Source organism: Comamonas sp. w2-DMI, from assembly GCF_040187735.1.
GTDB lineage: Bacteria > Pseudomonadota > Gammaproteobacteria > Burkholderiales > Burkholderiaceae_C > Comamonas > Comamonas terrae.
In genome coordinates, this window is the sequence record NZ_JBANEL010000041.1 from 1 (window position 1) to 26353 (window position 26353).

General features: G+C 66.1%; 24 protein-coding genes and 1 pseudogene. 16 read left to right on the top strand and 9 right to left on the bottom strand.

The features are described from left to right. Nucleotides 1–612 precede the first annotated feature (612 nt). Entirely contained in the window at nucleotides 613–1155 is a 543-nt protein-coding gene (locus V8Z74_RS24315) for a DUF2242 domain-containing protein (RefSeq protein ID WP_066472004.1), read from the top strand. A gap of 134 nt (nucleotides 1156–1289) precedes the next feature. On the opposite strand, the gene V8Z74_RS24320 is transcribed toward V8Z74_RS24315, so the two are convergent. The 5 genes from V8Z74_RS24320 to V8Z74_RS24340 form a co-directional block, all read right to left on the bottom strand. Continuing rightward, nucleotides 1290–2192, bottom strand: a complete 903-nt coding sequence (locus tag V8Z74_RS24320; protein ID WP_349711829.1) for a peptidoglycan DD-metalloendopeptidase family protein — start codon at nucleotides 2190–2192, stop codon at nucleotides 1290–1292. Nucleotides 2193–2359: 167 nt separating this feature from the next. Then, a complete protein-coding gene (locus V8Z74_RS24325) occupies nucleotides 2360–2932 on the bottom strand; it encodes an FMN-binding negative transcriptional regulator (RefSeq protein ID WP_349711831.1) in 573 nt (190 codons plus the stop codon). A 171-nt stretch (nucleotides 2933–3103) separates the two neighbouring features. Then, nucleotides 3104–4882 (bottom strand): DUF3300 domain-containing protein, encoded by a 1779-nt coding sequence (locus V8Z74_RS24330; protein ID WP_349711833.1) that lies wholly within the window; start codon nucleotides 4880–4882, stop codon nucleotides 3104–3106. Between the two features lie 280 nt (nucleotides 4883–5162). Then, nucleotides 5163–6578, bottom strand: a complete 1416-nt coding sequence (locus tag V8Z74_RS24335; RefSeq protein WP_349711835.1) for a YdgA family protein — start codon at nucleotides 6576–6578, stop codon at nucleotides 5163–5165. Nucleotides 6579–7017: 439 nt separating this feature from the next. Beyond that, nucleotides 7018–8835 (bottom strand): glutamine--tRNA ligase/YqeY domain fusion protein, encoded by a 1818-nt coding sequence (locus V8Z74_RS24340; protein WP_349711837.1) that lies wholly within the window; start codon nucleotides 8833–8835, stop codon nucleotides 7018–7020. 197 nt (nucleotides 8836–9032) lie between these two features. Here V8Z74_RS24340 and V8Z74_RS24345 point away from each other — a divergent pair, with 197 nt between their 5' ends. The 5 genes from V8Z74_RS24345 to V8Z74_RS24365 all read left to right on the top strand — a co-directional run bounded on the left by V8Z74_RS24345 (nucleotide 9033) and on the right by V8Z74_RS24365 (nucleotide 12297). Further along, on the top strand, nucleotides 9033–9380 hold the full coding sequence (locus V8Z74_RS24345) for a hypothetical protein (RefSeq protein ID WP_370671014.1): 348 nt from the start codon (nucleotides 9033–9035) through the stop codon (nucleotides 9378–9380). 170 nt (nucleotides 9381–9550) lie between these two features. Next, nucleotides 9551–9994, top strand: coding sequence for a type II 3-dehydroquinate dehydratase (gene aroQ, locus V8Z74_RS24350; protein ID WP_349711839.1), 444 nt, complete (start codon nucleotides 9551–9553; stop codon nucleotides 9992–9994). A 161-nt stretch (nucleotides 9995–10155) separates the two neighbouring features. Further along, on the top strand, nucleotides 10156–11001 hold the full coding sequence (locus V8Z74_RS24355) for an alpha/beta fold hydrolase (protein WP_349711841.1): 846 nt from the start codon (nucleotides 10156–10158) through the stop codon (nucleotides 10999–11001). Next, on the top strand, nucleotides 10998–11408 hold the full coding sequence (arfB, locus tag V8Z74_RS24360) for an alternative ribosome rescue aminoacyl-tRNA hydrolase ArfB (protein ID WP_349711843.1): 411 nt from the start codon (nucleotides 10998–11000) through the stop codon (nucleotides 11406–11408). Before V8Z74_RS24355 ends, arfB begins: the two co-directional genes overlap by 4 nt. A gap of 220 nt (nucleotides 11409–11628) precedes the next feature. After that, entirely contained in the window at nucleotides 11629–12297 is a 669-nt protein-coding gene (locus V8Z74_RS24365) for an alpha/beta hydrolase (RefSeq protein WP_502879602.1), read from the top strand. Between the two features lie 7 nt (nucleotides 12298–12304). Here V8Z74_RS24365 and V8Z74_RS24370 read toward each other — a convergent pair whose 3' ends face one another. From V8Z74_RS24370 to V8Z74_RS24385, 4 genes are all read right to left on the bottom strand, one after another. Continuing rightward, entirely contained in the window at nucleotides 12305–12637 is a 333-nt protein-coding gene (locus V8Z74_RS24370) for an SMR family transporter (RefSeq protein ID WP_349711845.1), read from the bottom strand. A 244-nt stretch (nucleotides 12638–12881) separates the two neighbouring features. Next, a complete protein-coding gene (map, locus tag V8Z74_RS24375; protein WP_066471548.1) occupies nucleotides 12882–13688 on the bottom strand; it encodes a type I methionyl aminopeptidase in 807 nt (268 codons plus the stop codon). Nucleotides 13689–13860: 172 nt separating this feature from the next. Then, complete coding sequence (locus tag V8Z74_RS24380) at nucleotides 13861–15471, bottom strand: alkaline phosphatase D family protein (protein WP_349711847.1); 1611 nt, start codon at nucleotides 15469–15471, stop codon at nucleotides 13861–13863. Nucleotides 15472–15551: 80 nt separating this feature from the next. Further along, on the bottom strand, nucleotides 15552–16529 hold the full coding sequence (locus V8Z74_RS24385; RefSeq protein WP_349711849.1) for an NADPH:quinone oxidoreductase family protein: 978 nt from the start codon (nucleotides 16527–16529) through the stop codon (nucleotides 15552–15554). Between the two features lie 139 nt (nucleotides 16530–16668). On the opposite strand from V8Z74_RS24385, the gene surE reads away from it, so the two are divergent. The 10 genes and pseudogenes from surE to V8Z74_RS24435 all read left to right on the top strand — a co-directional run. Further along, entirely contained in the window at nucleotides 16669–17463 is a 795-nt protein-coding gene (gene surE, locus V8Z74_RS24390) for a 5'/3'-nucleotidase SurE (protein ID WP_349711852.1), read from the top strand. Nucleotides 17464–17489: 26 nt separating this feature from the next. After that, the gene (locus V8Z74_RS24395; protein WP_502879605.1) at nucleotides 17490–18257 is read left to right on the top strand and encodes a protein-L-isoaspartate(D-aspartate) O-methyltransferase; all 768 of its coding nucleotides are present in this window, start codon (nucleotides 17490–17492) and stop codon (nucleotides 18255–18257) included. Nucleotides 18258–18271: 14 nt separating this feature from the next. After that, the gene (locus V8Z74_RS24400) at nucleotides 18272–19129 is read left to right on the top strand and encodes a peptidoglycan DD-metalloendopeptidase family protein (protein ID WP_349711856.1); all 858 of its coding nucleotides are present in this window, start codon (nucleotides 18272–18274) and stop codon (nucleotides 19127–19129) included. 2 nt (nucleotides 19130–19131) lie between these two features. Next, nucleotides 19132–20220, top strand: a complete 1089-nt coding sequence (locus V8Z74_RS24405) for an RluA family pseudouridine synthase (RefSeq protein ID WP_349711858.1) — start codon at nucleotides 19132–19134, stop codon at nucleotides 20218–20220. 184 nt (nucleotides 20221–20404) lie between these two features. Then, nucleotides 20405–21512, top strand: a pseudogene (scpB, locus tag V8Z74_RS24410) (SMC-Scp complex subunit ScpB). Further along, entirely contained in the window at nucleotides 21509–23080 is a 1572-nt protein-coding gene (locus tag V8Z74_RS24415) for a pseudouridine synthase (protein ID WP_502879603.1), read from the top strand. The pseudogene scpB and the gene V8Z74_RS24415 overlap by 4 nt, the downstream one beginning before the upstream one ends. 133 nt (nucleotides 23081–23213) lie before the next feature. Beyond that, nucleotides 23214–23639 carry a nucleoside-diphosphate kinase gene (ndk, locus tag V8Z74_RS24420; protein WP_066471512.1) on the top strand — a complete coding sequence of 142 codons (426 nt, stop codon included), beginning with the start codon at nucleotides 23214–23216 and terminating at the stop codon, nucleotides 23637–23639. Between the two features lie 156 nt (nucleotides 23640–23795). Then, the gene (gene rlmN / locus V8Z74_RS24425; RefSeq protein ID WP_349711859.1) at nucleotides 23796–24917 is read left to right on the top strand and encodes a dual-specificity RNA methyltransferase RlmN; all 1122 of its coding nucleotides are present in this window, start codon (nucleotides 23796–23798) and stop codon (nucleotides 24915–24917) included. Between the two features lie 26 nt (nucleotides 24918–24943). After that, nucleotides 24944–25786: a type IV pilus biogenesis/stability protein PilW gene (gene pilW / locus V8Z74_RS24430; protein WP_502879604.1), complete on the top strand. Its 843-nt coding sequence runs from the start codon at nucleotides 24944–24946 to the stop codon at nucleotides 25784–25786. Next, the coding region (locus V8Z74_RS24435) for a helix-turn-helix domain-containing protein (protein ID WP_349711863.1) at nucleotides 25779–26353 on the top strand (575 nt) is incomplete at its 3' end. The genes pilW and V8Z74_RS24435, both read left to right, overlap by 8 nt.

Genomic DNA, 26353 nt, shown 5'->3' on the forward strand with positions numbered 1-26353 from the left:
CGCCACGCGCTACGACCGCAAGGCCGCCCACTTCATGGCATTCCTCTGCCTCGCTGCAAGTCTGGCTTGGCTGACAGATTGAATGTCGATTCAGCCTAGGGCCTGCTTTGCGGGTGCCGCCACCTTCCGTGGTGCCGCAGGCAGCCAGCGTCAGGGAAGCAATCAGGGGAAGGCACCAGGTCCAGCGAGGTTTCATAGAGGTTCCTTAAAGGTTTGAAAAAGTACAACCGAGCAACGCTGGATTCATTTTGTGCACTGCAGTTCCCTTCCAACGGGTTCTGGTGCATAAAAAGCGTGATCTGCATCAAAGCAGCTCCCCAGCGGGAGGCTCGGTTGCCAGCGGCTCACACCATAACCGAAGCCGGGCTCCGGTACGCCCGTTTGCCGCCCCCAGAATGTAAATAACTGCGGTGCGGCCAGCTTGCATGGCAAAGCTGGCCTGCCCATTGCCGGCCGGCAAATCCCAGGCGGATTCCCGTTTCAGGTGCAGCGGTGCTGGCAAACTGCTACGCTATTAATAGCCCTCCATGCTGGCTTGATAATGGCTGGGGCATTTGTTTGAGCAAGGAGAAATTTGTGGATCGAGGCGCTAAGTTGGTCATGTGCTTGGCCATGTCCCCGCGTACCTTGAAGGGGCTGGCACTGGGTTTGTGCGCGGCAGCGCTGGCGGCGTGCTCCAGCGGCGTCCCGCGCAATGTGCCGCTGCAGGAAACCTTCGATTCGGCATCCACTTTTTCGCGCGGCTTCGATGCGACGCCGGTGCAGACCTGCGAGGCCGCGCGGCGCGCCTTGCTGAGCCAGGGCTATATCGCCAATGCGCGCACCCAGGAGCTGATCGAAGGCCGCAAGAGCTTCCAGCCCGATCCGGACCTGAACCTGGAGATGAGCATCCGCGTGGTGTGCGTGCCCCAGACTTCGGACGGCAAGGTCAGCATCGGTTTCGTCACGGCGCTGCAGGACCGCTACATGCTCAAGAAAAGCGCCAATTCGGCCAGCGTGGGCGTGGGTGCCCTGGGCTCGCTGTCCCTGCCGTTCACCTCGGGCAATGACTCGCTGGTCAAGGTGGGCAGCGAAACCGTCTCCACACGTGGCTTCTACGACAGCTTCTTCGATCTGGTGGAAACCTATCTGCAGAGCGACAAGGAGGCGCCCTGAGGTAAATTTCGATGAAATCGGCCTGAGACCGTTGAGGAGCAAGCGCGGCGTGCTCTCTTTTTATGGATTCTGTGCCAGTCATGAAAGAACGCAGCCACATGGTTGCGTTTTTGTCGGCACAGAACCCGGCCGCATCAGGCGCTGAAGAACAGCGCCGGGTCCACCATGGCGCGGTTGAGCATCACGCTCCAGTGCAGATGCGGCCCCGTGACACGGCCCGTGGCACCGACCTTGCAGAAGACATCGCCGGTATCGAGCCGGTCACCGACCCGGCAGTCCACCTGGCTCAGGTGGCAGTACATGGACAGCAGGCCGCCGCCATGGTCCAGCCAGACCGTGCCGCCGTTGAAGAAATAGTCGCCAACGTCGATGACCCGCCCCGGCAGCGGCGCCTTGACCTGCGTGCCGGTCGGCGCTGCGATGTCCATGCCGCTGTGCGGATTGCGCGGCTGGCCATTGAACACGCGGCGCAGGCCGAACGAGCTGGAACGGCGGCCCGGTACCGGAACCTGCATCTGCAGGCTGCCGGTGGGCAGGGGTTCGGTAAAGGTGGCCATCACGGTCTTGAGATGGGCAGCCTCGCGCTCGTAGCGCGCATTGTCTTCGGGCGACAGGTCCACCGTCTTGGGCGAGACCTTGAGGCGCTGCTCCACATACCGCTTGTCGCGTACCGTGTAGCCCAGGGTAAGCGAGCGACCGTCGGCCTTCACGTCGATGTGCTGTTCGCCCGGTGCGGTAGACAGAGGAATGCCGACGAGGGCGGTCCACTCGATCATGTCGCCCACCACCAGAACCCGGGCTTCGCCTGCCTTGGCCAGCGGCCGGGTGGATGCAGGTCCCAGCGAGAGCCTTGCGACGCCGCCGGGCACGCGGCTGTCCTGCGGCCAGGGCAGGCTGTCGCCAGCAGGTCCTGCGGGTTGATGGGAATGAGCGGCCCAGGCCGGTGCGGCGGCGAACAGCGCCGTCTGCGCCAGCCGCTGCAGCAGATGCCGGCGCTCTTGGGGAAAGAGAGGGGTGGAAGGTTTTTCGGTTGGCATGGTGCGCATCAGGTTCTGCACGCATTGTGCTGCATTGCTATCGATAGCAGAGCTGCACGCGATGGAAGCATTGATGACGGGGGGCAGGTTTTTTGAGCAGGCGCCGATGCCACTCAGGGCTGGCGCATGCGCCGGGCCAGATCCGCGTGCCCTCGTTCGTCCAGGGCCTAGGCCGCGCCCAGCCGGTCGCGTTCGTGCTTGTTCGGGCCCAGCTTGAACTTGCCTTCCAGCCGTTCGACTGCGATCTCCAGGCCCACGATGGCGCCCAGCATGCGCTGCAGGTAGTCGGGCGGGGCATCGCTCATCTTCCAGGGTGCCTGGGCATTGTTCAGCGCTTCATGCCGGCGCGTGAGCCGGCCCACCACGCCGCGCACGAACTTTTCATCGTCGCGCACCTTGATGCGGCCGTGCGCATGGACCACGCGGTAGTTCCATGTCGGCACCTGCTCGTGGGTCTCGTGCTTGCTGGGATACCAGTCGGGGGAGATATAGGCGTGCTCGGCGCGGAAGATCACCAGCACCGGGCCGCCGTCCCGGACCTGCTGCCACACGGGGTTGGCGCGGGCCACATGGGCGATCAGGCGCGGCGGAGCGCTTTCCTCCTGCAGCAGTTCGAAAGGCAGGTGATTGGCGTCCAGCCCCGCATCGGACTGAGTGACCAGGCAACCGAGTGGATGGGCCTGGATCAGGGCATGCAGGGCGGTCGGGTCGTCGACCTGGAAAGGGCTGGGGTTGTACATGAGGCGCTGCGGCGGAATAGGGTGCAAGAAAGCTCCCCTGTTTATACCGTGTGCCGCTGGGGAAATTCTTTTCGCGCGCAGCCGTGTTGCTGACCTCTTTCAAACGGCAGCGCGGTGCGATGGGAAACCGCTTGCGTTGTAAGGCCAGTGGTCAGGCAAGGCAGGCACCGCTCAGCGCCTCTCATGCTCCCCGTGCGAGCGGGCTTCGGCGCGCGCCGCCTGCATGCGGGCCTGCTGTTCGGCCTGGTGCTGCTGGCGCTGGGCTTGTTCCTGGGCGCGCTGCTGCTGCATCTGCTGCTGGCGCTGGGCCTGCTCCTGGGCGCGTTGCTGCTGCATCTGCTGCTGGCGCTGGGCCTGTTCCTGGGCACGTTGCTGCTGCATCTGCTGCTGGCGCTGGGCCTGTTCCTGGGCGCGCTGCTGTTGCATCTGCTGCTGGCGCTGGGCCTGTTCCTGGGAGTGCTGCTGCATCTGACCCTGCTGCTGTTCACGTGCCTGCAGCGGGGCCTTTTGCGCCATGGTGGTCTGCGTCTGCGGCCCCTGAGGCCCCGCCGGATGGGCGGCGGCGGAGCGGTCATGCAGCGCATGCGGTGGCATGAAGGCATGGGCGCCGGGCGCTTGGGGGATGCCGGGCGATGGGCCTTGCCCCTGGGCGAAGCCGGGGCGTCCCTGCGGCGGATTTGCGGGGATGCCGGGCGCCTGCTGCCGCTGATTCATCAAGGCATGGCTGCCGGCCGCCAGTGCCGCGGCGCCGGCCACGGTTCCGGCTGCGCCTGCCGCCATGGCGCCCTGCGGCTGTCCATGCTGCGGAGCGAAGCTGCCGGCCGCCGCCTGGGGCTGCGCTGGCCGTGCCCCGTGTCCGCCTGCGCCGTTTTCATAGACGTTGTTCACCTGGATGTTGTCCGTGCGGCGAATGTTCTGCACCACGGTGCGCGACTGCGATACATAGGTGGTGTTGTTGTAGACCACGGCGGGGCGGGCCTGGGGCGGCGGGCGGTCGCCATGGTGCCAGCGCCTGTCGGGGTCGCCCCAGTGCATGTTCCAGGAGTTCCAGCCCCAGGAGGGATGCCTGTCCATGGATTCGGCCAGCACAATGCCGGCACCAAAGCCCAGCAGGCCGGCCATCACGGGCACGCCGACCACAGGCGCCGGCGGCGGAACCTCCACATAGCGGTAACCGCCATACACGGGCAGCGGCTGTCCGTAGACCACGCCGGGGTTGTACTGGGGAACATAGACGGTGTCCACCTGCGAGGGGGCGATTTCGATGTACTGCTCCGGCGGCTCGATGACCGGCTCGGGCAGCGGCGTGGCCAGGGCTCCGGGCGTATAGGCGACGGCAGAGGGCGTGGGGGCCACGTTGACCCTGAGCTGTTTGGAGGTCTTGAGCGTGCCGGCCTTGTAGGCGCGGTTGCGCATGACCTGTATGGCGTTCATCACATCCGATGGATCGTTGTAGTAAGCCTTGCCCAGGGCGGTGGTCCAGGGCAGGTTGGAGGCCATCTGCTCCAGCACATTCGGGAACTGGGTCAGCGATTTGACGGACGGATCCCAGTTCTGGGCATTGACGGCATTGGCCAGCGCGGTTTTCTGCAGCCCTGGATTCTGGCCAAGCCAGGCTTCGGCGGCGCCGATCTGGTCCGGATAGGTGGCTCCGGCCAGGATCTGGGCCACCAGCTTGTCGGGGTACAGCGCAATGGGCGCCACCATCTGGTAGAGCACGTCGGGGGCGGGAGGCACATAGGCGGCTGGCTGCGGCTGCACGGCCTCGGCCGCCGTGGCCGGAGCAGGGGCCGACGCCGTATTGTCCGCCTTGATGGGGGAATCCTTGTCGTTGCAGGCGCTCAGTGCCATGGCGGCAGCCAGGGCAACAATGCCCGGGCGCCAGTGAGGGATGGCCTTGCCGTGGGGCTGCCTGTGCAGCGGGGGCCGGTTCCTGGGGAAATGCGACATCTGACGCTCCTTGCGCCGCGCCGTGCGGACCACGGTGCTTTGGCGGATGCTGTTTTAACGCCAGTGTTGAGCCGCTGTTGACAGAGTGTTGTAAGCAAAGTAACCGTGTAGCTGCAGGCTGGCTGCGTTTTGTCAGCTGATTTTGATAGCGGCTGGCGCCGAACGGTATTGGGCTGCAGCCGAAAAACAGTGAAATCTTTGCAAGCCATGAAAAAGGCCTGCACGGGGCAGGCCTTGACGGGGCGAAGGAGCGGGAAGCTCTTTCGGATACGTGGCTACATCATTCGGCCATCGAGCCCATGAGCGTGGCCGCGTCCAGGGTGTCCAGCGGCTTGCCGTTGACCTTGATCTCGCCGTTCTCGAACTGCATCTGCGTGGTCATGATGCCGGCCTTGTCCTCGAACACGCCCCGCTCCAGCAGGGCGTCCATCTGTTCCTTCACATTGGCCTGGATGGCCGTGTCCAGTTCCTCCTTGTCGAACTCCTGCTCGCTGTCCTCCACCAGGGCCAGATAGGAGCGGCGCGCACGCTGGCCGATCAGGTCCTCCATCACGGCCTTGGGCAGCTGGGCATGGAGGCTGAGCTTGAGGTCCTTGAACAGCGTGCTCATGTTGGAGCCATCGCCCTGGTACTTGAATGCGGCGCCGAGTTCGCTCACGCCGTCCTTGGTGCGCATGGCCAGGCGCTTGATCTCGATCTCGGGCTTGCGGGCCAGGGCCTGTGTCATGCCCTTCATCAGGGCATTGCGCAGGTCGTCGTCCTCCGCTTGTGCTTCTTCGGACTCTTCGCCTTCAGCCATGGCGGCGCGCCTGCGTTGGCCCAGCTCCATGGCCTGGTTGATCCAGGCCGAATCGATGTTGTGGAAGGCCACTTCCAGAGCCAGGTCGTCGGCCTTGCGGTCCTCCAGCTGGGCGCTCTTGATGCCGCCCTTGATGGTGACCTCCACCACGTCGTTCTGGAGCACGGTGTCGGTGTCGAGGCTCAGGTCCTGCACAAAGGAGGGCAGCTTGTCCGCGTCCTCGGGCTGGGCCGCGAGCTTGGCCAGCGACACCGCGAACGGGCCGGTCCAGAACTGCTGGCCCTGGGGCTGCTTCAGGTCGAAGCGCATGGTGGCGCTTTCCATGGCCATGCTGCCGCCTTCGCTGCCCTTGAACTGCAGCGAAGGAAAGCTGGCCGTGCCCTTGGCGGCCTTCATGTCGGCGGGCATGTCCCACTCGATCTTCATGCCGCCCCAGTTGAGGTCGGAGCCTTCGATCTTGCCGGTCACCACCGGCGAAGTCATCAGGTTCGAGGTGTTGCGCGTCCAGCCCACCTTGGTGGTCAGCTCCACGGGCGCACGGCCGGCGAGAGCTGCCTTCAGGTCCTCGCCGGCATCGTCGGGCAGGCGAAACAGGGTATGCACTTCGGCGGCATGGCCGCGCGGCAGCGGGCCGTGGCTGATCTGGTGGTCGGCCGTGAACTGCAGGGGCTCGTCCTCGCCGCCCCGTTCGTAGGTCCAGACCGTCTTGGCGGTCGAGGTGAACGTGCCGCGCTCGTAGCTCAGGACCTGGATTTTCAGGCCGTCGCGGCTCCATTTGGCCGCTGCATCCTGGAAGCCCTGTTCCAGCTTGCCGCCCATGTAATAGCTGGTGCCGAGGACTCCCGCGACGACGACCACGGCTGCGGCGGCAATGCCTGCGCCTGCTTTTTTATTCATGAAAGTCTTTCTTCAGGTAGGGGAAGATGGGGTGCGGCTGCAAGGCCGGCCACCGAGCAAGCTGCGCGAGCAAGCAGATAAGCAAGACGAGACCGGAGCGACTCGGCTTTGAGGCGGCTTTCACTGGACGGGCCCGCACCCGGGAAAGCGCAGATTCTAGGAAAAATATCCGGATACAGAAATAAAGCCCCGGCCCATGGCGTGAATTTTTGTGAAATTGCGCGCTGCTTTGAATGCTCTGCTGTTTTCAAAATGCCGCACATAATCCTTGCACTACTGAAATTGATAGCTGCTGGCGCTCAGGCACAAAGGGCTGCAAGGCAAAAAATATCCCGAATGACGGACTGAAGCGCGAAGGGATTGTTCGAAGTGGCAGAAAAGAAAAAGGCCGCCATGACGGCGGCCTTTTCGCATTGTTTGGAACCTGAGGAAGGGTTTTCTATTTGCCCCAGGAATCCTTGAGGCCGGTGATTTTGTTGAATACCGGCTTGTCGCTGCGGTGGTCCTTGCGATCGGCCACGAAATAGCCAAAGCGCTCGAACTGGTATTTATCGTCGGGCCGGGCGGATTTCAGCGAAGGCTCCACATAGGCCGTCACGATCTTGAGGCTGTCCGGATTGAGCAGGGCCAGGAAATCCTTGCCGCCTGCATCGGGCTGGGGATCGGTGAACAGGCGGTCGTAGAGGCGCACCTCGGCCTGCAGGCCATCGGCCACGCCCACCCAGGTGATGGCGGCCTTGACCTTGACGCTGTCGGCGCCGGGGGTGCCGCTCTTGGTGTCGGGCACCACGGTGGCCAGCACCTTGGTCACGTTGCCGTCTGCATCCTTCTCGCAGCCCGTGCACTCGATCACGTAGCCGCCCTTGAGGCGCACCTTGTTGCCCGGGAACAGCCGCTTGTAGCCCTTGGGCGGCACTTCGGCGAAGTCCTCGCGCTCGATCCAGACTTCGCGGCCCAGCGTGAAATGGCGCTCCGGAACGTTCTCGCCTTCGGCGTGGTGGGGCAGGGCGGGCAAAGCGCACTGCTCCAGGTGATCGGCGCTGCCGAACACCTCGGCCCAGTTGGTCAGCTCCAGCTTCACCGGCTCCAGCACCACCATGGCGCGATGGGCCTGGTTCTCCAGGTCCTCGCGCAGGCAGCCGTCCAGCGTGCCGTAGTCGATCCAGGCGTAATCCTTGGTCACGCCGATGCGCTCGCAGAAATTGCGGATGGACGCCGGTGTGTAGCCGCGGCGGCGCATGCCGACAACGGTGGGCATGCGCGGATCGTCCCAGCCGGCCACGAAGTGGTTGTCCACCAGGTGCTTGAGCTTGCGCTTGCTGGTGATCACGTAGGTCAGGTTCAGGCGCGAGAACTCGTACTGGCGCGGCTGGGGCGCATCGATCAGGCCGCCGGCGCGCAGGTGGTCCAGCAGCCAGTCGTAGAACGGGCGCTGGTCCTCGAATTCCAGCGTGCAGATCGAGTGGGTGATGTGCTCGTACGCATCCTCAATCGGGTGCGCAAAGGTGTACATCGGATAGATGCACCACTTGTTGCCGGTGTTGTGGTGCTCGGCGTGGCGCACGCGGTAGATGGCCGGATCGCGCAGGTTGATGTTGGGCGAGGCCATGTCGATCCTGGCGCGCAGCACGGCGGCCCCGTCGGCCAGCTTGCCGTCCTTCATGTCGGCAAAGCGCTGCAGGTTCTCGGCCACCGTGCGGTCGCGGAACGGGCTGTTCACGCCGGGGCGGGTGAAGTCGCCGCGGTTGGCCTTCATCTCCTCGGCCGACTGCTCGTCCACGTAGGCCAGACCCTGTTCGATCAGGTAGACCGCGCAGCGGTGCATGAAGTCGAAGTAGTTGCTGGCGAAGTACAGGTTCTCATGGCCGTCCGGATCCTTCCAGTCGAAGCCCAGCCATTGGACGGCATCGATGATGCTGTCCACATATTCCTGGTCTTCCTTTTCCGGGTTGGTGTCGTCAAAGCGCAGGTGGCACACGCCGCCGAAGTCGCGCGCCAGGCCGAAGTTCAGGCAGATGGACTTGGCATGGCCCACGTGCAGGTAGCCGTTGGGCTCGGGCGGAAAGCGGGTGCGGATGCGGGCTTCGTCCACCTGGCCCTGCTGGTGGTGCTGGGCGTCGCCGGGCGTGCCGCCCCAGTGGCGCTGGGCGTAGGTACCCTTGTCCAGGTCCGATTCGATGATCTGGCGCAGGAAGTTGGTGGGCTTGACCGCTTCGGCAGCGGCATTGGTGTTTTGGGAGGCGTCAGCAGAGCTCATCGCGCCATTTTAGGCGCCCTGCCATGCCCTCGCGTTTACGGGTGGACACAGCGGAGCAGCATTTGGACACAAAGTTCCTCGCAATTCATGCCATCCTAACGGCCGTCTCATGCGTTGTATCGTCAGGGCCGGTGTGCAGAGCGTAAGCAGCCAGGCCGGGCCCCACGGGCATTTCGAAAATTAGAGGAGAGTTGGCAATGATCAAAGCAACTTCTGCGTGGATTGCAAAACTGCTGGGTGCTGGTGCGCTGGCCGCAGCAGGTTTGATGGCTGCCGGCGCTGCCCAGGCGCACGGTGGCGTGAGCCTGTCCGTGGGCATCGGCGTGCCCGGCGTGGCCGTGGGTGCTCCCGTGTATGCCGCTCCGTATGTGGCGCCGGCTCCTGTCTATGTGGCGCCGCGGCCCGTCTACTATGCGCCTCCGGCACCGGTGTACTATGCGCCGCCCGTATACCGCCCGGCCCCAGTCGTGGTGGTGCCCGGCCCCGGCTACGGCTACTACCGCCATGGCCACCGCCATTGGCACGGTGGCCGCTACTATCGCTGAGCCATGAATGCGCGGCCCCGGGCGCGCCTTCCTCATGAGGAGGCGGCCCGCGCGGCGCAGGAACATCTCCGTTTGGAATCACGGCTGCCAGGGCAGCCGTTTTTATTGCGCCGTGGCGGGCGCGCGGGCTCGCATAATGCACGCCAGTCATCAACCTGGAGAGCAAGCCCGTGAAAACCGTCTATGTGCTGAATGGCCCCAACCTGAACCTGCTGGGGATGCGCGAGCCCGCGATCTACGGTTCGGCGACGCTGGACGACGTGCGCCAGCTGTGCGAACAGGCCTGTCAGCGCCATGGGTTGACGCTGGAGTTCCGCCAGAGCAACCATGAAGGGGAGCTGGTGGACTGGATCCATGAAGCCGGCCGCATCCATGCGCAGGGCGGCCTGGCCGCAGTGGTGATGAATGCCGCAGCCTATACCCATACCAGCGTGGCCCTGCTGGATGCCGTCAAGGGCACCGGCGTGCCGCTGGTGGAGCTGCACATCAGCAATGTGCATGCGCGCGAGAGCTTTCGCCACCATTCCTATCTGGCTGCGGCTGCGCGCGCCGTCATGTGCGGCTTCGGTGTGGCCGGTTACGGGCTGGCCATCGATGCAGTGGCCGCCTGGTAAGGCGGGACTGCTCCTGTTTTCGTAAATCTCGGTAACTTTGTGAGAAACGTCTGACAAATTTCCAGAAATCCACTGCAGGCACGGACGGCGCTAGCCGTGTACAGGACGGGTGCAGACAGCCCCTCGAGGCTGCGGCCCTGGAGGCACAGGCCTGCCGTGTCATGACGCCTCTGGGCGAGGGCGGCGGCCATATGGTCTGGCATGGCTGGAAGCCCGCCGGCGGCAAGGCGCACGGCCTGCCATTGGTGCTGCTGCACGGCGGCAGCGGCAGCTGGACGCACTGGCTGCGTGCCATAGAGCCGCTGGTGCAGGCCGGCCATGCGCTGTGGTTGCCCGATCTGCCGGGCTTTGGCGATTCCGACCTTGTCCCCGGCGGCACCGATGCGGACAGCATGCTGGCGCCGCTGGCCCGGGGCATACGGCAATTGCTGGGCGACTGCGCAGGCGGACCGGTCTGCGACCTCGTCGGCTTTTCGTTCGGCGGCATGACGGCCGGCATGCTGGCCGCCGAGTATCCGTCACTCGCGCGCCGGCTGGTACTGGTGGGGGCGCCGGGCATGGGCCTGTCCAACGGGCGGGCTGTGCGGCTCAAGGGCTGGCGCCATCTGGCGACGACGGACGCACAGATGCAGGTACACCGCTACAACCTGCAGGCGCTGATGCTGCATGACGCGGCGCTGATCGATGACGCCACGCTGGCTCTGCATGCGCACAATGTGGCGCGCGACCGGCTGCCGCGCCGGCGCCTGTCGCAGACCGATATCCTGGCGCGGGCGCTGGCCCGGATACAGGGCCCGGTGGCGGCGATCTACGGCGAGCATGACCCGCTGTACGCAGGCCGCATGCAGGCCTTGCAGGAAAAGCTGGTGCTCCAGACCGGCGGGCGGGTGCACTGGCAGGAGATACCCGGTGCCGGACACTGGGTGCAGCATGAAAAGCCCCGGGCCTTTGCCGCGGCGTTGCTCGCAGCGCTGGCGCACCCTGCGCACCAAGGGCGGCAGCCATGAGGGCCGAGCTGCCGGAGCTGACCGAGGACGATGTGCAATGGACGGCCGTGCGCTCGCAAGGGCCTGGCGGACAGCATGTGAACAAGGTGGCCAGCGCCGTGCACCTGCGTTTCGATATCACCGGCTCGCGCCTGCCGGCCGATGTCAAGCAGCGCCTGCTGGCCCTGGGCGATGGGCGCATCACCGGCGAAGGTGTGGTCGTGATCAAGGCGCAGAAATTCCGCACGCAGGAGCACAACCTCTGGGATGCCTTGCAGCGGCTCAACGCCCTGGTGGCCAGCGTGGCTGCGCCGCCGCGTCCGCGCAAGGCCACCCGGCCCACCTGGGCTTCCCAGCAGCGGCGCCTGCAGGGCAAAAGCCTGCGCGGCGCGACCAAGGCCTTGCGCGGACGACCGCGCGACTGGTGAGCGACGCGGCGGGCGTAGGCCGTACATGGCCGGCCGCGGCATCCGGGGACAGGCTTCAGCGCCGCAGGCTGGCATGCCAAAGGCGAGGCCGGCCTGCACAATAGGGCCATTGCGGCATGGGTATATTCAGTTTTGATAGCGGCTCGCGCTTTCCTGCAAAGCGCTGAAGTCGTTTTTGAAGATGAATCTGCCCATGCCCCGGATATGCAAGGAAACCGCCATGATTGCCATTACCGATTTGTCACTGAGCTTTCTGGAGCGGCCGGCCGAGCCGGAGCCGGGCCGCGCACCCTGGCTGCTGGTGCTCATGCACGGCGTGGGCAGCAACGAGCACGACCTGATGGGCCTCGCGCCGTTCGTGCCGGCGCAGTTCCATGTGATCAGCCTGCGCGCGCCGTTTGTCATGGGGCCGGGGGCCTATGCCTGGTTCCAGTTCACGGTGGATGCCGACGGCACGCGCCATATCGATGTGCAACAAGAGCAGCAGGCGCGCAAGCTGGTGCAGCAGGCCGTGGAGCAGGCCGCACGGCTGCTGGACATTCCGTCCGAACGCGTGGTCGTGGGCGGCTTCAGCCAGGGCGGCATCATGGCGCTGAGCCAGCTGCTCACGCAGCCGCAGACCCTGCGCGCCGCCATGGCCTGGCATAGCCGCCTGCTGCCCGAGGTGCTGCCGCAGCAGGCGCCCGATGCCGCGCTGGCCGGAAAATCCCTGTGGGTCAGCCACGGCACCTACGACAATGTGATCCCGCTGACCAGCGCCCACGCCATCCGCGACCGGGCCAAGCGCCTGCCGTTGAACCTCTGCTACCAGGAATATCCGGGTGCCCACGAGATCCGGCCCGAGGAGCTGCGGGCCAGCATGCAGTGGCTCGAGGATCTGGCGCGCTGACCGGTTTTTAGTGGCCGGCGGTCTTGGAAAACAGGTTGATGACCAGCACGCCGGCAACGATGAGGCCCATGCCCGCGAGGGCGGGCGCATCCAGGCGCTGGCCCTGCCAGAAAAAGGCCACGGCGGAGACCAGCACGATGCCCACGCCCGACCAGATGGCATAGGCCACGCCCGTGGGGACGGTGCGCAGCGTGAGCGAAAGAAAGTAAAACGCCACCACATAGCCCGCGATGGCCACCAGCGTAGGCCCCAGGCGCGTGAAGCCCGCGGCCTTGGCCAGGAACGAGGTGGCAATCACTTCGGCCACAATGGCCAGGCCCAGGTACAGGTAATTCGTCATGGGTGTTGAATCTACAAGGACTTGCGCGCAAGCAGGTGCGTGCGCAAGCCTGCTTGCCGGTATGGAGAATGCGCGATGAATACTGCCACGACGCCTCAGCCAGGAACTCCCCAGCCCATAGACGAGCCGCAGGATGTGCCGCCGGGCGAGATTCCGCCGCAGCCCCAGGATATGCCGCCCAACATCTGATGCGGATCGCCGCCCCAGTAGGGGGCCTTCCATGGCGGCGCAAGGCCGCAAAGGCCTAGATGGCCGGATAGCTGCCCGTGCCCTCGGGCCACGGGGTGAGCACCTCGAAACCGGTTTCGGTCACGGCCACCATGTGCTCCCACTGGGCCGACAGCGACTTGTCGTTGGTGATCACGGTCCAGCCGTCGCTGAGTTCGCGCGTGGCGGCCTTGCCGGCATTGAGCATGGGCTCGATCGTGAAAATCATGCCCGTCTGCAGCACCAGCCCCTGACCCGGCGTACCGTAGTGCAGCACCTGGGGCTCGTCGTGGTAGACCTTGCCGATGCCGTGGCCGCAGTATTCGCGCACCACGCTGAAGCGCTCGCGCTGGGCCACGCTCTGGATGGCGTGGCCTATGTCGCCCAGGGTGGCGCCGGGGCGCACGGCGCGTATGCCCGCCAGCAGGGCCTCGTAGGTGGTGTCGACGAGGCGCCTGGCCTGGCTGCCGGGCTGGCCCACGTAGTACATGCGGCTGGTGTCGCCGATCCAGCCTTCGGGCGTGGTCACGGCCACGTCCACGTTCACGATGTCCCCGTCCTTGAGAATCTGCTTGGCATCCGGGATGCCGTGGCAGACCACATGGTTGACGGAGGTGCACACCGTCTTGGGGAAGCCGTAGTAGCCGACGTTGGTGGGCGTGCAGTGCAGCTCGTCCACGATGTAGTCATGGCAGAGCCGGTCCAGCTTTTCGGTGCTGACACCCGGTTGCACATGGGGGGTGAGCATGGCCAGCACACGGGCGGCAAGCCCGCCGGCCGTGCGCGAAAGCGCAATCTCGTCGGGCCCGTGCAGGGGAATGCTGCGTTGCTTGCCGCGCTTCATTGCGCACCTCCGGCACGGTGTTCGGCGATGCAGCCGCAGGCTGCACGGAAAAAATGGATCTGCTGCGGACGCAGGTGGGCCGGGGTGTTGACGATTGCCATGGACCCGCATCATAGGAGTTTTGCGTTTTCCACTGCCGGCGGTCAGGCGCTCGCAGATCGTGAACACGTTCTTAGGCGGCCTGCGGGCCGGCTCGCCGGTCCTCGACCGTGAATTTCGCCAGCGTGTAGATGGGGCTGTCGGCGCGCAGCGGATTGGCCACGGCGCGCAGCTCGTTGTTCCAGCGCTGGGGCGTGATCTCGGCCAGGCCGTAGCCGCGTTCCTCGCAGCGCGCGAACAGCACCTGGGGGTTGTGGGCGACCACGGCATCGACCTTGGCCTGCGTGGTGCCGCTGCGCGAGCTGATGGAGGTGCCGCAGAATTCGCTGGCGATCACCGGATTGGCCTTGTCGGGGGCCAGGTGGGCCTGCAGCGGCACCGCGCACACATAGTTCTGATGGATGTCGCCGCCCAGCAGCACGCTGTTGCGCGGCGCGCTCTGGGCGATCTGCTGGACCAGGCGCTGGCGCGCCGCAGGATAGCCGTCCCAGCTGTCGGTGGACTGCTTGCCGGAGGGATAGCGGCGCGTGCTGAACAGCGTGGTCTGCGCCAGCACGCTCCAGATGGGCGCCTGGGCCTTGCCCTGGCCGTCGCCCTGCAGCTGCCGGTACAGCCATTGCTCCTGCTCCCAGCCGAGAAAGCTGCGCGCGGGATCGTCTAGCTGGGCGCATTCCTGCGGCAGGACCGAGCCCGCATCGGCCTGCCCGGGGGCGCGGCAGGCCTGGATGCCGCGGTACTGGCGCCCGTCAAGCAAATGCAGGCGCACCAGATTGCCCCAGCGCAGGTCGCGGTACAGCGACAGTCCCTGGAAGCTGCGCTGCAGGACCGAGGCGCGCAGCGGCATGTTCTCGTAGAACGCCTGCCAGGCCGCCATGCGGCGGGCCAGGAACCGGGCCGGATCGCCGCGCCCGTTGTCGGCGGCGTAGTCGTTTTCGACTTCATGGTCGTCCCAGATGACGGCCCAGTTGCAGGCCGCATGGGCGGCCTGCAACTGCGGGTCGCTCTTGTGCAGGGCATAGCGGTCGCGGTAGTCGCCCAGGGTCTGGGCCGTGCGCAGCGGCTGGGTGCGTGCCAGCCCCAGGGTCATGGCCGGGGTGGCGTATTCATAGATGTAGTCCCCCAGGAACAGCACCATGTCCGGCGCATCCTGCGCCACCTGGGCCCAGGCCGCGTAGTAGCCATGCTCCCAGCGCTGGCAGGAGGCATAGGCCAGGCGCAGGCGCGAAACCCTGGCATGCGCGGCCGGCGCCGTGCGGCAGCGGCCGGTGGCGCTGGCGGCATCGCCCAGCATGAAGCGGTAGTGGTACCAGCGGTCGGGCGCCAGGCCGTTGACCTGCACATGGACCGCATGGCCCCATTGCGGCAGCGCCATGGCCTCGCCCTGGTCGACGATGCGGGTGAAGCCCTCGTCATGGGCCAGTTCCCAGCGCAGCTTGAGCGGCGGCAGGGCCGGGGCGTCCATTTCGCCCAGACCTGCCAGCGGCGGCGTGAGCCGGGTCCAGAGCAGCACGTTGTCCGGCTCCGGGTCGCCGCTGGCCACGCCCAGCGTGAATGGGTTGTGGCGGATTCTCTCGCCCTGGCGGGCCCAGGCCGGCAGAGCGCCGATGGCTGTGGCCAGGCCGCCGGCCAACAGGAAGCGGCGACGGTCTGAAAAAGGGACGGATAGGCAGGGCAGGCAGGGCATGGCAGCACCTCCAGGTGCTTGGTGGGCTTGGTATGGCGTGCAGTATCGCCTGCCTGGGGGGCCGCTTGCGCTGCAGGTGCTCAGTCGTTGACCAGAACCAGCTTGCCCTGTACCTGGCGCGAGCCCATGCGCGCATAGGCAGCGTGCAGTTCGCCCATGGGCATGGTGCGGTCGATCACCGGCTTGATTCTGCCCTGGGCGTACCACTGGGCCAGCTCCTGCATCATGGCGGCGTTGTTCTGCGGCTCGCGCTTGGCGAAATCGCCCCAGAACACGCCGACCAGCGAAGCGCCCTTGAGCAGGGCCAGGTTCAGCGGCAGCGAGGGAATCGGGCCCGAGGCAAAGCCGATGATCAGGTAGCGGCCGCGCCAGGCAATGGAGCGGAAGGCCGGCTCGGCGAAGTCTCCGCCCACGGGGTCGTAGATCACGTCGGGGCCCTTGCCGCCGGTGGCCGCCTTGATGGCTTCGCGCAGGTCGCCCTGGCTGTAGTTGATGGTGGCGTCGGCTCCCTGGGCCTTGCACAGTGCGCACTTCTCGTCGGTGGAAGCCGCCGCGATCACGCGGGCGCCCGCGGCCTTGGCAATCTGTATGGCTGCCGTGCCCACGCCGCCGGCCGCGCCCAGCACCAGCACGGTCTCGCCCGGCTTGAGCTGCCCGCGGTCGATGAGGGCGTGGTACGAGGTCGCATAGGTCATGATGAAGGCCGCCGCGTCGACGAAGCTGAAGCTGTCGGGCAGCGGCATGCACAGCGCCGCAGGCGCCAGCGTGTGGGTGGCAAAGCCGCCCGTGCCCGACAGGCAGGCCACGTGCTGGCCGACCTTGAGATGCGTGACACCTTCCCCCACGGCCTGCACCACGCCCGCGTATTCGGAGCCCGGCACAAAGGGCAGGGGAGGCTTGATCTGGTACTTGTTCTGCACGATCAGCAGATCGGGAAAGTTCAGGCTGGCTGCCTTGACCTGCAGCAGCACCTGGCCGGGGCCGGGGGCGGGTGTCGGCAGTTCGGACCATTGCAAAGCGTCGACGCCCGTGGGCGTGGTGCAAAGCCATGCGTGCATGTTGTCTCCTTGTCGGTTCTGTACGGCCCCGAGGGGCCCGGGAATGTCGCTGCCGATCATAGAAGTGTGGTGGGAATGCCGCGTGTCCCACCGGTGACGAGCTGCCCGCCTACAATCCGCTGCATTCCCTGCTGTATCCATGAAGATTCTTATTTGTAACGACGATGGCTTCCAGGCCCCTGGCATCGTGGCCTTGTACGAGGCCTTGCGCACGGTGGCCGACGTCGAAGTCGTGGCGCCGGAGCACAACAACAGCGCCAAATCCAACGCACTGACACTGAATGCGCCTCTGTACGTGCATCAGGCGCACAACGGTTTCCGCTATGTGAACGGCACGCCGGCCGACTGCGTGCACATCGCGCTGACCGGGCTGCTCGGCTACCGGCCCGATCTGGTCGTCTCGGGCATCAACAATGGCGCCAACATGGGCGACGACACCATTTATTCGGGCACGGTGGGCGCGGCCATGGAGGGATATCTTTTCGGTATCCCGTCGATTGCCTTTTCCCAGGTGGACAAGGGCTGGGGCGAACTGGAGGCCGCCGCCGCCACCGCGCGCCAGCTGGTGCAGAACATGCAGTCCCAGAACCTGATCGGCGCGGCGCCCTGGCTGCTGAACGTGAACATTCCCAACATGCCGCTGTCGGCGCTCAAGCCCGTCAAGCTGTGCCGCCTCGGGCGCCGCCATGCGGCGGAGAAGGCCATCGTGCAGCAAAGCCCGCGCGGCGAAACCATGTACTGGATCGGCAGTGCCGGCGCCGCCATGGACGATGTGGAGGGCACGGACTTCCATGCCACGGCCAACGGCCATGTCTCGATGACGCCGCTGCAGATCGATCTGACGGACCATGACCGCCTGGGCTACTGGGCCCAGACGGTCGGCAAGCTCACGGGAACAGGGCCGGGCTCGCAGGCGCAGGCGGGGGCACAGTGAACGAACGCCGCTCTGCCTCTTCCCCGATGCCGGGCTGGGTTGCGCGCTCGGCGCAGCCGCAGGCCGCCATCGCGAAACCCGTGCTGGCGCGTTCGCCCGCGGCCCCGGTGGCCGCCCGCTCGCCCGCGCCGGCCGTGGGCGTCGGGCTGGACTCCGCTGCGGTGCGGGTGCGCATGGCGCAGCGCCTGGAGGCCGCAGGCATCACCCATGCCGGCGTGCTGCAGGCCATGGCCAGCGTGGAGCGCCATCGCTTTGTGGACAGCGCACTGGTCAACCAGGCCTACGAGGACACCAGCCTGCCCATAGGGCTCGGGCAGACCATTTCCAAGCCCAGCGTGGTTGCCCGCATGGTGGAGCTGCTGCTGGGCTCGGAGGCCGCCAGGTCCGGCCTGGGCCGGGTGCTGGAGATCGGCACCGGCTGCGGCTACCAGGCGGCCGTGCTGTCCCGGGTGGCCCGCGAGGTGTATTCGATCGAGCGCCTGCGCGGGCTGCACGAAAAGGCCCGCCATAATCTGCGTCCTTGGCGACTGACCAATGTGCATCTCATCCTGGGCGATGGCATGCAGGGTTTTGTCAATGGCGCGCCTTATGCCGGCATTATTTCTGCAGCAGGCGGCAATTCCATCCCCGATGCCTGGTGCGACCAGCTCGCCGTGGGTGGACGCCTGGTGGCGCCGGTCGTGGTCGGCGACGGCAAGCAGGCACTGCTGGTGATTGACAAGAGTTCACATGGATTTAAGCAGTCAATTTTGGAAGCAGTGAATTTTGTCCCTCTAAAATCGGGGATCGCCTAGAAGGGAAAAAGCTTATGTTGGTAACGCGAAGTCTTGGGGCTTGGGGCACGGTTGTTCTGGCAGGTGTGATTCTGGCCGGCTGCTCGACCCAGGCAAACAGGGCTCCTGTGGAGGACCGCGGACAGTCGGCCTCCTCCGCTTCCGGGATGGATAAACCCTTGCCCGGTGCAGAAAATGCCGGCAAGCCCGGTTATTACACGATCAAGCCTGGCGACACGCTGATCAAAATCGGCCTGGAGCATGGCCAGAGCTGGAAAGACATTGCACGCTGGAACAATCTCGACAATCCCAATGTGATCGAGGTGGGCCAGGTGGTGCGCGTGGTGCCGCCTGGAAGCACAGGCACCGCCGTGGCATCGAGCGGATCGACGTCGGGCCGCGGCGTGGCCCCGGTGGTGGTGACGCCCATCGGCAGTTCCAGCAGCGCCGGCAGCTCCAGCACGGCAACGCCGGCGCCCACGCCTGTGCCTGCACCGACGCCTGCACCGGCAGCCAAGGGGGCCGACGATGTGGACTTCATCTGGCCGGCCAGCGGTACGCTGATCGCGGGCTTCGACGAGGCGCGCAACAAGGGCTTCGACATCGGCGGCAAGGCCGGCGATCCCGTGGTCGCTGCGGCCGACGGCCGCGTGGTGTATGCGGGTGCCGGCCTGCGCGGCTATGGCAACCTCATCATCCTCAAGCACAACAACACCTATCTGACGGCCTATGCCCACAACCAGTCGCTGCTGGTCAAGGAAGACCAGACGGTGAAGAAGGGCCAGAAGATTGCCGAGATGGGCAGCACCGACGCCGATCGCGTGAAGCTGCACTTCGAAGTGCGCCGCCAGGGCAAGCCTGTCGACCCCGCGCGCTATCTGCCTTCGCGTTGAGCATGGCTGGCCAACGCAAGAAAGCCTCGCAAGCCCCTGCCCCGCAGGGGCTTGTGTCTTTTGAGGCCCGGCAAGCCGAGCCAGGCTGGGAGGAGTCCGGGGACGACGAGGTAGCCGATGATGCGGCGGCCGGCGCCGCGCCGGAAATCCGCGAGCTGATCGTGGGCGCCGGCGAGCATGGCCAGCGCGTGGACAAGGTCCTGGCATCGGGCGTGAGCGAGTTCTCGCGCAGCTATCTGCAGCAGCTGCTGGCCGATGGTGCCGTGACCCTGAACGGCAAGGTGCTGACCAAATCCTCGGCCAAGGTAGGCGCCGGCGACCGGCTGCGGGTGGAAATGCGCCCGACCCAGCAAAGCATGGCCTTCCAGCCCGAAGCCATGGCACTGGAAGTGGTCTACGAGGATGACGACCTGCTTGTGGTCAACAAGCCTGCGGGCCTGGTGGTGCATCCGGCGCCCGGCAACTGGACGGGGACGCTGCTCAACGGCCTGCTGGCGCGCGATGAAAAGGCGCGGCAGGTGCCGCGCGCGGGCATCGTCCACCGGCTGGACAAGGACACCAGCGGCCTGATGGTGGTGGCGCGCAACCGCGCGACCATGGATGCGCTGGTCAAGATGATCGCGGCGCGCGACGTGAGCCGGCAGTACCTGGCCATCGCCCATGTGCCGGGCAAGGGCTGGGGGCCGCGCAGGCATCGCGAAGTCGATGCGCCCATAGGCCGCGATCCGCGCAACCGCCTGCGCATGGCGGTGGTGGACATGGCGCAGCACCCGGGCAAGCCGGCGCGTACCGACTTCGACTGGCTGGCCGGAGATGCGCAGCACTGCCTGGTGCGCTGCACGCTGCATACCGGGCGGACCCACCAGATCCGCGTGCACATGGCGTCGCTCTCGCACCCGCTGGTGGCCGACGCCGTGTATGGCGGCCGGCCCGAGGGCGGGCTGGAGCGCCAGGCCCTGCATGCGTTCAGGCTGGCCTTCGTCCATCCGATGTCGCAAAAGCCGCTGGTCCTGCACGCTCCCTTGCCGCCGGATATGGCGAGCGCCCTGGAAAATTGGGGTCTGCGTTACAATCTACAGGAAAGCCTCTGACCCAGGGCTTGTGCAAGCAAGGCCGCGCCGAAGACAGCGCCCCAGGGCAAATGTCTTGCCTGAACCCGATTTGCACAAACCGTATGACCATCTCTGCGTGGCATCTTCTGGGCGCTTCCTCTCTTCTTTGATTTGGCGTCCCACCGGATAGAGGTGCGACAGCCGTTCCCGAAACGCTGCACCCATGAATACGGTAGATGCCAAGCGGGTTCTTGAAACAGCATTGATTTGTGCCCCGCAGCCAGTCACGTTGCGCGAGTTGCGCTCACTTTTTGACGATGTGCTGGGTTCGGACACGCTCAAGGACTTGTTGCTTTCCTTGCAAAAGGACTGGGCGCTCAAGGGCGTGGAACTAGTGCAGGTGGCTTCGGGCTGGCGCTTTCAGAGCCGGCCCGAGATGCGCGTCTACCTGGACCGGCTGCATCCCGAAAAGCCGCCCAAGTACACGCGGGCGACACTGGAGACGCTGGCCATCATCGCCTACCGCCAGCCTGTGACGCGCGGGGATATCGAGGACATTCGGGGGGGTGACGGTCAACAGCCTGCTGATCAAGCAGCTGGAGGACCGGGGCTGGATCGAGGTGATCGGCCACCGCGAGACCGTGGGACGTCCGGCGCTGTTTGCCACGACGCGCCAGTTCCTGGACGACCTGGGCCTGCAGTCGCTGGACCAGCTGCCCATGCTGGAGGAAACGCAGGCCCAGCAAAGCCTGTTCAAGTCGCTGGAAGAGGGGGCAGAACAAGTGCCTGCCGTGCCGGAGGACGAGGCGCAGACCGCTGCGGTCGAGCCGGTGCCGGAATCTGGGCAAAGTCCGAGGGATGGCGCCGGGCCTGCTGCAGGCGGGCCGGAACTGGCGGCGGAGCCTTCCGTCGAGGAGGCGGGCGAGGTTTTGCCGCAGCCTTCGGACGACTCGCCAAAGGAGCTGGAGCAGGCCGGCAAAGCGATGGATGAGGGCGAGCCGGCTGATGGGCGGGTGCCCCCGCCTGTCGCTGAGCCGCCGGTGGAGACAGGGCAGAGGTCGCCCAAGCCGGCGCCCACGGCGGCGCCAAAGCCTGTGCCGGCGGCCCAGGCCGACCGTGCCAAGCGCGCGCCCGAGCCAAAGCCGGGCCGGCGTGAATGGATGGGCCTGAAGGCCTTTCTGGAAGACGACTATGGCGTCGAAGAAGACGATGCCGACGAAGCGAAAGCGAAAGCGATTGCGCCGGACGCGCTGCCCGAGCAGGGCGAGCCGGCAGACGACATGAATATGGATGACGGCAATGGATCCATTGCCGAAGGAAAATCTCAATGAAAGAGACATCGACCCAGATGCAGGATGGACAGGCTCTGCCATCCGAAGCGGACGCCAGCGCTGCCGCGAAGAAGCCGCGCAAGCCCCGGGCCACCCAGCCCAAGGACGGCGCTGCGGCCGAGAAAAAGCCCGCCGCTCCGCGCAAGCGTGCGGCGGCAAAGCCCCGCAAGGCAGCCGAGAAGAGCCTGCCGGAAGCGGTCGCCGATGCCGCGCCGCTGGCTGAAGCTGTGCCGGAGCCGTTGGAGGTCGTGGGCTCGGCCCAAGAGCATGCCGACGGGGGTGCTCTCGAAATGGAAGCGGATGCCGTCGAGCAGACGGGCGCTGCAGCCAGAAGCAATGCCAGGGCGCAGAAGAAGGCCTCGCAGGGCTATGGCTTTGCCGACGTGGTCTCCGGCGAATTCGATGCCGACGAGGAAAACGGCGCGGCCATGCCGGCCAAGCGCGTGCTCCAGCCCCAGGTGGATTCACCCAAGCTGCACAAGGTGCTGGCCCAGGCGGGCCTGGGCTCGCGCCTGGAAATGGAGCAGATGATTCTGGAAGGCCGCATCTCGGTCAACAACGAGCCTGCCCACATCGGCCAGCGCATCCAGTTCGGCGACACGGTCAAGGTCAACGGCAAGCCGATACGCTTTCGCATCGACCCGCCGCCGGCCCGCGTGATCGCCTACCACAAGCCCGTGGGCGAGGTCGTCACGCATGACGATCCGCAGAACCGTCCCACGGTGTTCCGCAAGCTGCCCAAGCTGCAGCATGGCAAGTGGCAGTCCGTGGGCCGCCTGGACCTGAACACCGAAGGCCTGCTGCTGTTCACCAGCTCGGGTGAGCTCGCCAACTCCCTCATGCACCCGCGCTTCGGCCTGGAGCGCGAATACGCGGCCCGCGTGCTGGGTGCGCTGAGCAGCGAGGAAAAGCAGCGCCTGCTGGACGGCGTGCAGCTGGAGGACGGCGAAGCCGCCTTCGGTTCTATCGAGGACGGCGGCGGCGAAGGCGCCAACTGCTGGTATCGCGTCACCATCTCCGAGGGCCGCAACCGCGAGGTGCGCCGCATGTTCGAGGCCGTGGGCCACGCGGTCAGCCGCCTGATCCGCATCCGCTACGGCGCCATGATGCTGCCGCGCGGCCTGAAGCGCGGCGCCTGGGTGGAGCTGGATCAGGCGGACATCCAGGCGCTGATGGCGGTGGCCGGCGTCAAGGAGCGCCCCGCCGTCGACCGCTCGGCCCACAACGGCCGTGGCGGCAATCGCAACAGCCGCAACGGCCGGGGCAATGGCGGCCGCGGCGGCTTCAATGCCGACCGTCCCCAGAGCGGCCGCCGCGAAGGCGGTGGCCAGCGCCGCGGCGAGTGGGACGGCAACCGCCCAGCGCCCAGCGGCATGCTGGGTGACCGGCGCGAACGCCCGCGCGGCAAGGCGCTTGGCGGCAACAAGAAAGGCGCGGCCGGCGGACGTTCGCAAGGCAGCCAGCCCGATCCCATGCGCACCTCGGTGGGCTATATCGGCGGCGACAGCCTTTCACGCGCGCGCCAGAACGCCAAGCGCGGCCCCGGTGGTCGCCGCGGCGGCCGCTGAGAGCGGCCCGCTGCCAGTATTTGAGTGGTGCCGCGTGGCCCGGGTTCGCCCAGGTCTATGGCGGCACCGCTAAAATCGACGGTTTTGCCTTTCCGGCAAAAACCATAGTAACCCTGAGTAGGAACCAAACACCATGGCTATCGAACGCACTCTCTCCATCATCAAGCCCGACGCAGTTGCCAAGAACGTGATCGGCCAAATCTACGCCCGTTTTGAAGCTGCCGGCCTGAAGGTCGTGGCCGCCAAGATGGTCCACCTGTCGCGCCTGGAGGCCGAGCAGTTCTACGCCGTGCACAAGGAGCGCCCCTTCTTCAAGGACCTGGTGGACTTCATGGTCTCCGGCCCCGTGATGATCCAGGCCCTGGAAGGCGAGAACGCCATCCTGAAGAACCGTGAGCTGATGGGCGCCACCGACCCCAAGAAGGCCGAGAAGGGCACGATCCGCGCCGACTTCGCCGACAGCATCGACGCCAACGCCGTGCACGGCTCCGACGCCGCTGAAACCGCAGCCGTGGAAGTGGCATTCTTCTTCCCCGGCATGAACGTTTACTCGCGTTAATCCACGCTGGCTTTCTGCCGCATGCTTTCGCTCTGACGCCAGGGCTTCGCGTTTGCGGAGCCGGTGTCAGCAGCGCAAGCCGCAGGCAACGGCGTGGCAAACCCAGGCCGTTCAATGCCTCCGGTGTTGGACCGCCACCTGCAGCCACCTGCCGATATGACAACCAATTTGCTTGATTTCGACCTCGAGGGCCTGACCGCATACTGCGAGCAGCTCGGGGAGAAGCGTTTCCGCGCCACGCAGCTTTTCCGCTGGATCCACCAGCGCGGCGCCAGCGATTTCGACCAGATGACCGATCTGGCCAAATCCCTGCGCGAAAAGCTTAAGAGCCGGGCCCACATCACCGCCTTGTCTGTCGTGACCGAACATGTCTCGGCCGACGGTACCGTGAAGTGGCTTTTCGACGTGGGTGACGGCAATGCCGTCGAATCCGTTTTCATTCCCGAGGACGACCGCGGCACGCTGTGCGTGTCGTCCCAGGCCGGCTGCGCGGTGGGCTGCCGCTTTTGTTCGACGGGGCATCAGGGCTTCAGCCGCAATCTGACCACGGGCGAGATCCTGGCGCAGCTGTGGTACGCGGAGCATGCGCTGAGAAAGCGCCTGGGCACCGACGAGCGCGTCATCTCCAACGTGGTGATGATGGGCATGGGCGAGCCGCTGCAGAACTATGGCGCCCTGGTGCCGGCGCTCAGGGCCATGCTGGACGACCACGGCTACGGCCTGTCGCGGCGCCGCGTGACGGTGTCCACCTCGGGCGTGGTGCCCATGATGGACCGCCTGGCCAAGGATTGCCCGGTGGCGCTGGCCGTGTCGCTGCACGCGCCCAACGATCCGCTGCGCGACAATCTGGTGCCGCTGAACAAGAAGTACCCCATCGCCGAGTTGCTGGATGCCTGCCTGCGCTATCTGGAATTCGCGCCGCGCGACTTCATCACTTTCGAATATTGCATGCTCGATGGCGTCAATGATCGGCCTGAGCATGCGCGCCAGCTGATAGAGTTGGTGCGCGCGCGCGGCGATGGCAAGAGCTGGTGCAAATTCAACCTGATTCCGTTCAACCCCTTCCCGGCTTCGGGACTGCTGCGGTCGCCCGCAGCCCGGGTGACCGAATTTGCCAGTCTGCTGAACAACGCCGGCATCGTGACGACCGTGCGCAAGACGCGCGGCGACGACATCGACGCGGCCTGCGGCCAGCTGGCCGGGGACGTGAAGGACAGGACTCGTGCTGCCGAGCGCATGGCAAGGCAGCGCACCATCACCCTCAAGCAGGTGTCTTGAGGGACATTCGCAAGAGGGAACCGTACATGCAGGCAGTGGCAGGACAACCGCGCGGAAAACATGGGGGCTCGTGGAGGTCATGGGCCTGGTGGGGAATGCCGGTTGTCGCTGCTGTGCTGGCAGGCTGCGCCAGCAACTCGGCCAGCACGCTGGTGCCGCCCACGGCGACCGCGACGGCGAATGCGCCCGCAGCCGATGCCCAGCGCCGCGCCCAGATCCGCCTGGAGCTGGCCGCCAACTATTTCCAGGCCGGGCGCCTGGATGTGGCCACGGAAGAGGTGGGCCAGGCCCTCACCGCCAATCCCAACTATGCCGATGCCTATGGGCTGCTGGGCCTGATCCTGATGCAGAACCGCGACTGGCCCAAGGCCGACATCGCCATGCGCAAGGCCATGGAGCTGAGCCCGCAGGACGGCAACCAGATCCACAACTACGGCTGGCTGCAGTGCCAGCAGCAGAACTTCGACCAGGCCCAGCAATGGTTCGACAAGGCGCTGAAGGCGCCGGGCTACCGCGAGCAGCCCAAGACCCTGCTGGCCAAGGGCCTGTGCTACCAGCAGGCCGGCCAGCTGGAGCCGGCCTACCAGAACCTGTTCAGCGCGTACGAGATGGATGTGGGCAACCCCGCGGCGGCCTACAACCTCTCCAACGTGCTGTGGCAAAAGGGCGAGGCCAAGAAGGCCCAGTTCTATATTCGCCGCCTGAACAATACCAACCAGTCCAGCGCCGAGAGCCTGTGGCTGGGCATCAAGATCGACAGGGCTTTGCGCGACGACATCGGCGTGCGCCAGCTGGCCGATCAATTGCAGCGACGTTTCCCGCAATCGCGCCAGTGGCTCGCGTATGAGCGGGGTGCATTCAATGAGTGACAGTGCGGTGGACAAGGTGAATATGCAAAGCGACGAGCAAGTGCAGCCCCAGATGACGGCCGGTGCCCTGCTGCGCCAGGCCCGCGAGGCCGCGCGCGTGCAGCTGCCCAGCCTGGCGGCGACATTGAAGGTGCCGCAAGGCAAGCTGGAGGCCCTGGAGGCCGACGACTATGCAGCCTTTCCCGACCACGTCTTCATGCGGGCGCTGGCCATGGGCATGTGCCGCACCTTGCGCATTGATGCGGCCCCGGTGCTGGCTGCACTGCCGCGCACCGAGCCCAAGAGCCTGAGCAAGGCCGGCCCGGGCATCAATGCCACCGTCAAGGAGCGCAGCCATTTCCGCAGCGCGGGCACCTCGCTGGGTGGCTCTTCCCACGGTTCGCGCAAAGTCGTGGCAGGCGTGCTGCTGCTGCTGGCGGCTGCGGCAGCCGTCTATTTCGTGCCGCTGCACCAGAGCGGCGATGCCGGGCCGCAGGCCCAGGCGCCTGCCGCTGCGGCGGCTGCCGCGGCGCGGCCGATGCAGGGCCGCCGCCGGCAGCACCGTCACCAGCCCGATGGCGAGCCAGG

Coding starts and splice junctions, on each gene's coding strand:
- V8Z74_RS24315 (WP_066472004.1), top strand. CDS start 613: ATGTCCCCGCGTACCTTGAAGGGGCTGGCACTGGGTTTGTGCGCGGCA.
- V8Z74_RS24320 (WP_349711829.1), bottom strand. CDS start 2,192: ATGCCAACCGAAAAACCTTCCACCCCTCTCTTTCCCCAAGAGCGCCGG.
- V8Z74_RS24325 (WP_349711831.1), bottom strand. CDS start 2,932: ATGTACAACCCCAGCCCTTTCCAGGTCGACGACCCGACCGCCCTGCAT.
- V8Z74_RS24330 (WP_349711833.1), bottom strand. CDS start 4,882: ATGTCGCATTTCCCCAGGAACCGGCCCCCGCTGCACAGGCAGCCCCAC.
- V8Z74_RS24335 (WP_349711835.1), bottom strand. CDS start 6,578: ATGAATAAAAAAGCAGGCGCAGGCATTGCCGCCGCAGCCGTGGTCGTC.
- V8Z74_RS24340 (WP_349711837.1), bottom strand. CDS start 8,835: ATGAGCTCTGCTGACGCCTCCCAAAACACCAATGCCGCTGCCGAAGCG.
- V8Z74_RS24345 (WP_370671014.1), top strand. CDS start 9,033: ATGATCAAAGCAACTTCTGCGTGGATTGCAAAACTGCTGGGTGCTGGT.
- V8Z74_RS24355 (WP_349711841.1), top strand. CDS start 10,156: ATGACGCCTCTGGGCGAGGGCGGCGGCCATATGGTCTGGCATGGCTGG.
- arfB (WP_349711843.1), top strand. CDS start 10,998: ATGAGGGCCGAGCTGCCGGAGCTGACCGAGGACGATGTGCAATGGACG.
- V8Z74_RS24365 (WP_502879602.1), top strand. CDS start 11,629: ATGATTGCCATTACCGATTTGTCACTGAGCTTTCTGGAGCGGCCGGCC.
- V8Z74_RS24370 (WP_349711845.1), bottom strand. CDS start 12,637: ATGACGAATTACCTGTACCTGGGCCTGGCCATTGTGGCCGAAGTGATT.
- map (WP_066471548.1), bottom strand. CDS start 13,688: ATGAAGCGCGGCAAGCAACGCAGCATTCCCCTGCACGGGCCCGACGAG.
- V8Z74_RS24380 (WP_349711847.1), bottom strand. CDS start 15,471: ATGCCCTGCCTGCCCTGCCTATCCGTCCCTTTTTCAGACCGTCGCCGC.
- V8Z74_RS24385 (WP_349711849.1), bottom strand. CDS start 16,529: ATGCACGCATGGCTTTGCACCACGCCCACGGGCGTCGACGCTTTGCAA.
- surE (WP_349711852.1), top strand. CDS start 16,669: ATGAAGATTCTTATTTGTAACGACGATGGCTTCCAGGCCCCTGGCATC.
- V8Z74_RS24395 (WP_502879605.1), top strand. CDS start 17,490: ATGCCGGGCTGGGTTGCGCGCTCGGCGCAGCCGCAGGCCGCCATCGCG.
- V8Z74_RS24400 (WP_349711856.1), top strand. CDS start 18,272: ATGTTGGTAACGCGAAGTCTTGGGGCTTGGGGCACGGTTGTTCTGGCA.
- V8Z74_RS24405 (WP_349711858.1), top strand. CDS start 19,132: ATGGCTGGCCAACGCAAGAAAGCCTCGCAAGCCCCTGCCCCGCAGGGG.
- V8Z74_RS24415 (WP_502879603.1), top strand. CDS start 21,509: ATGAAAGAGACATCGACCCAGATGCAGGATGGACAGGCTCTGCCATCC.
- ndk (WP_066471512.1), top strand. CDS start 23,214: ATGGCTATCGAACGCACTCTCTCCATCATCAAGCCCGACGCAGTTGCC.
- rlmN (WP_349711859.1), top strand. CDS start 23,796: ATGACAACCAATTTGCTTGATTTCGACCTCGAGGGCCTGACCGCATAC.
- pilW (WP_502879604.1), top strand. CDS start 24,944: ATGCAGGCAGTGGCAGGACAACCGCGCGGAAAACATGGGGGCTCGTGG.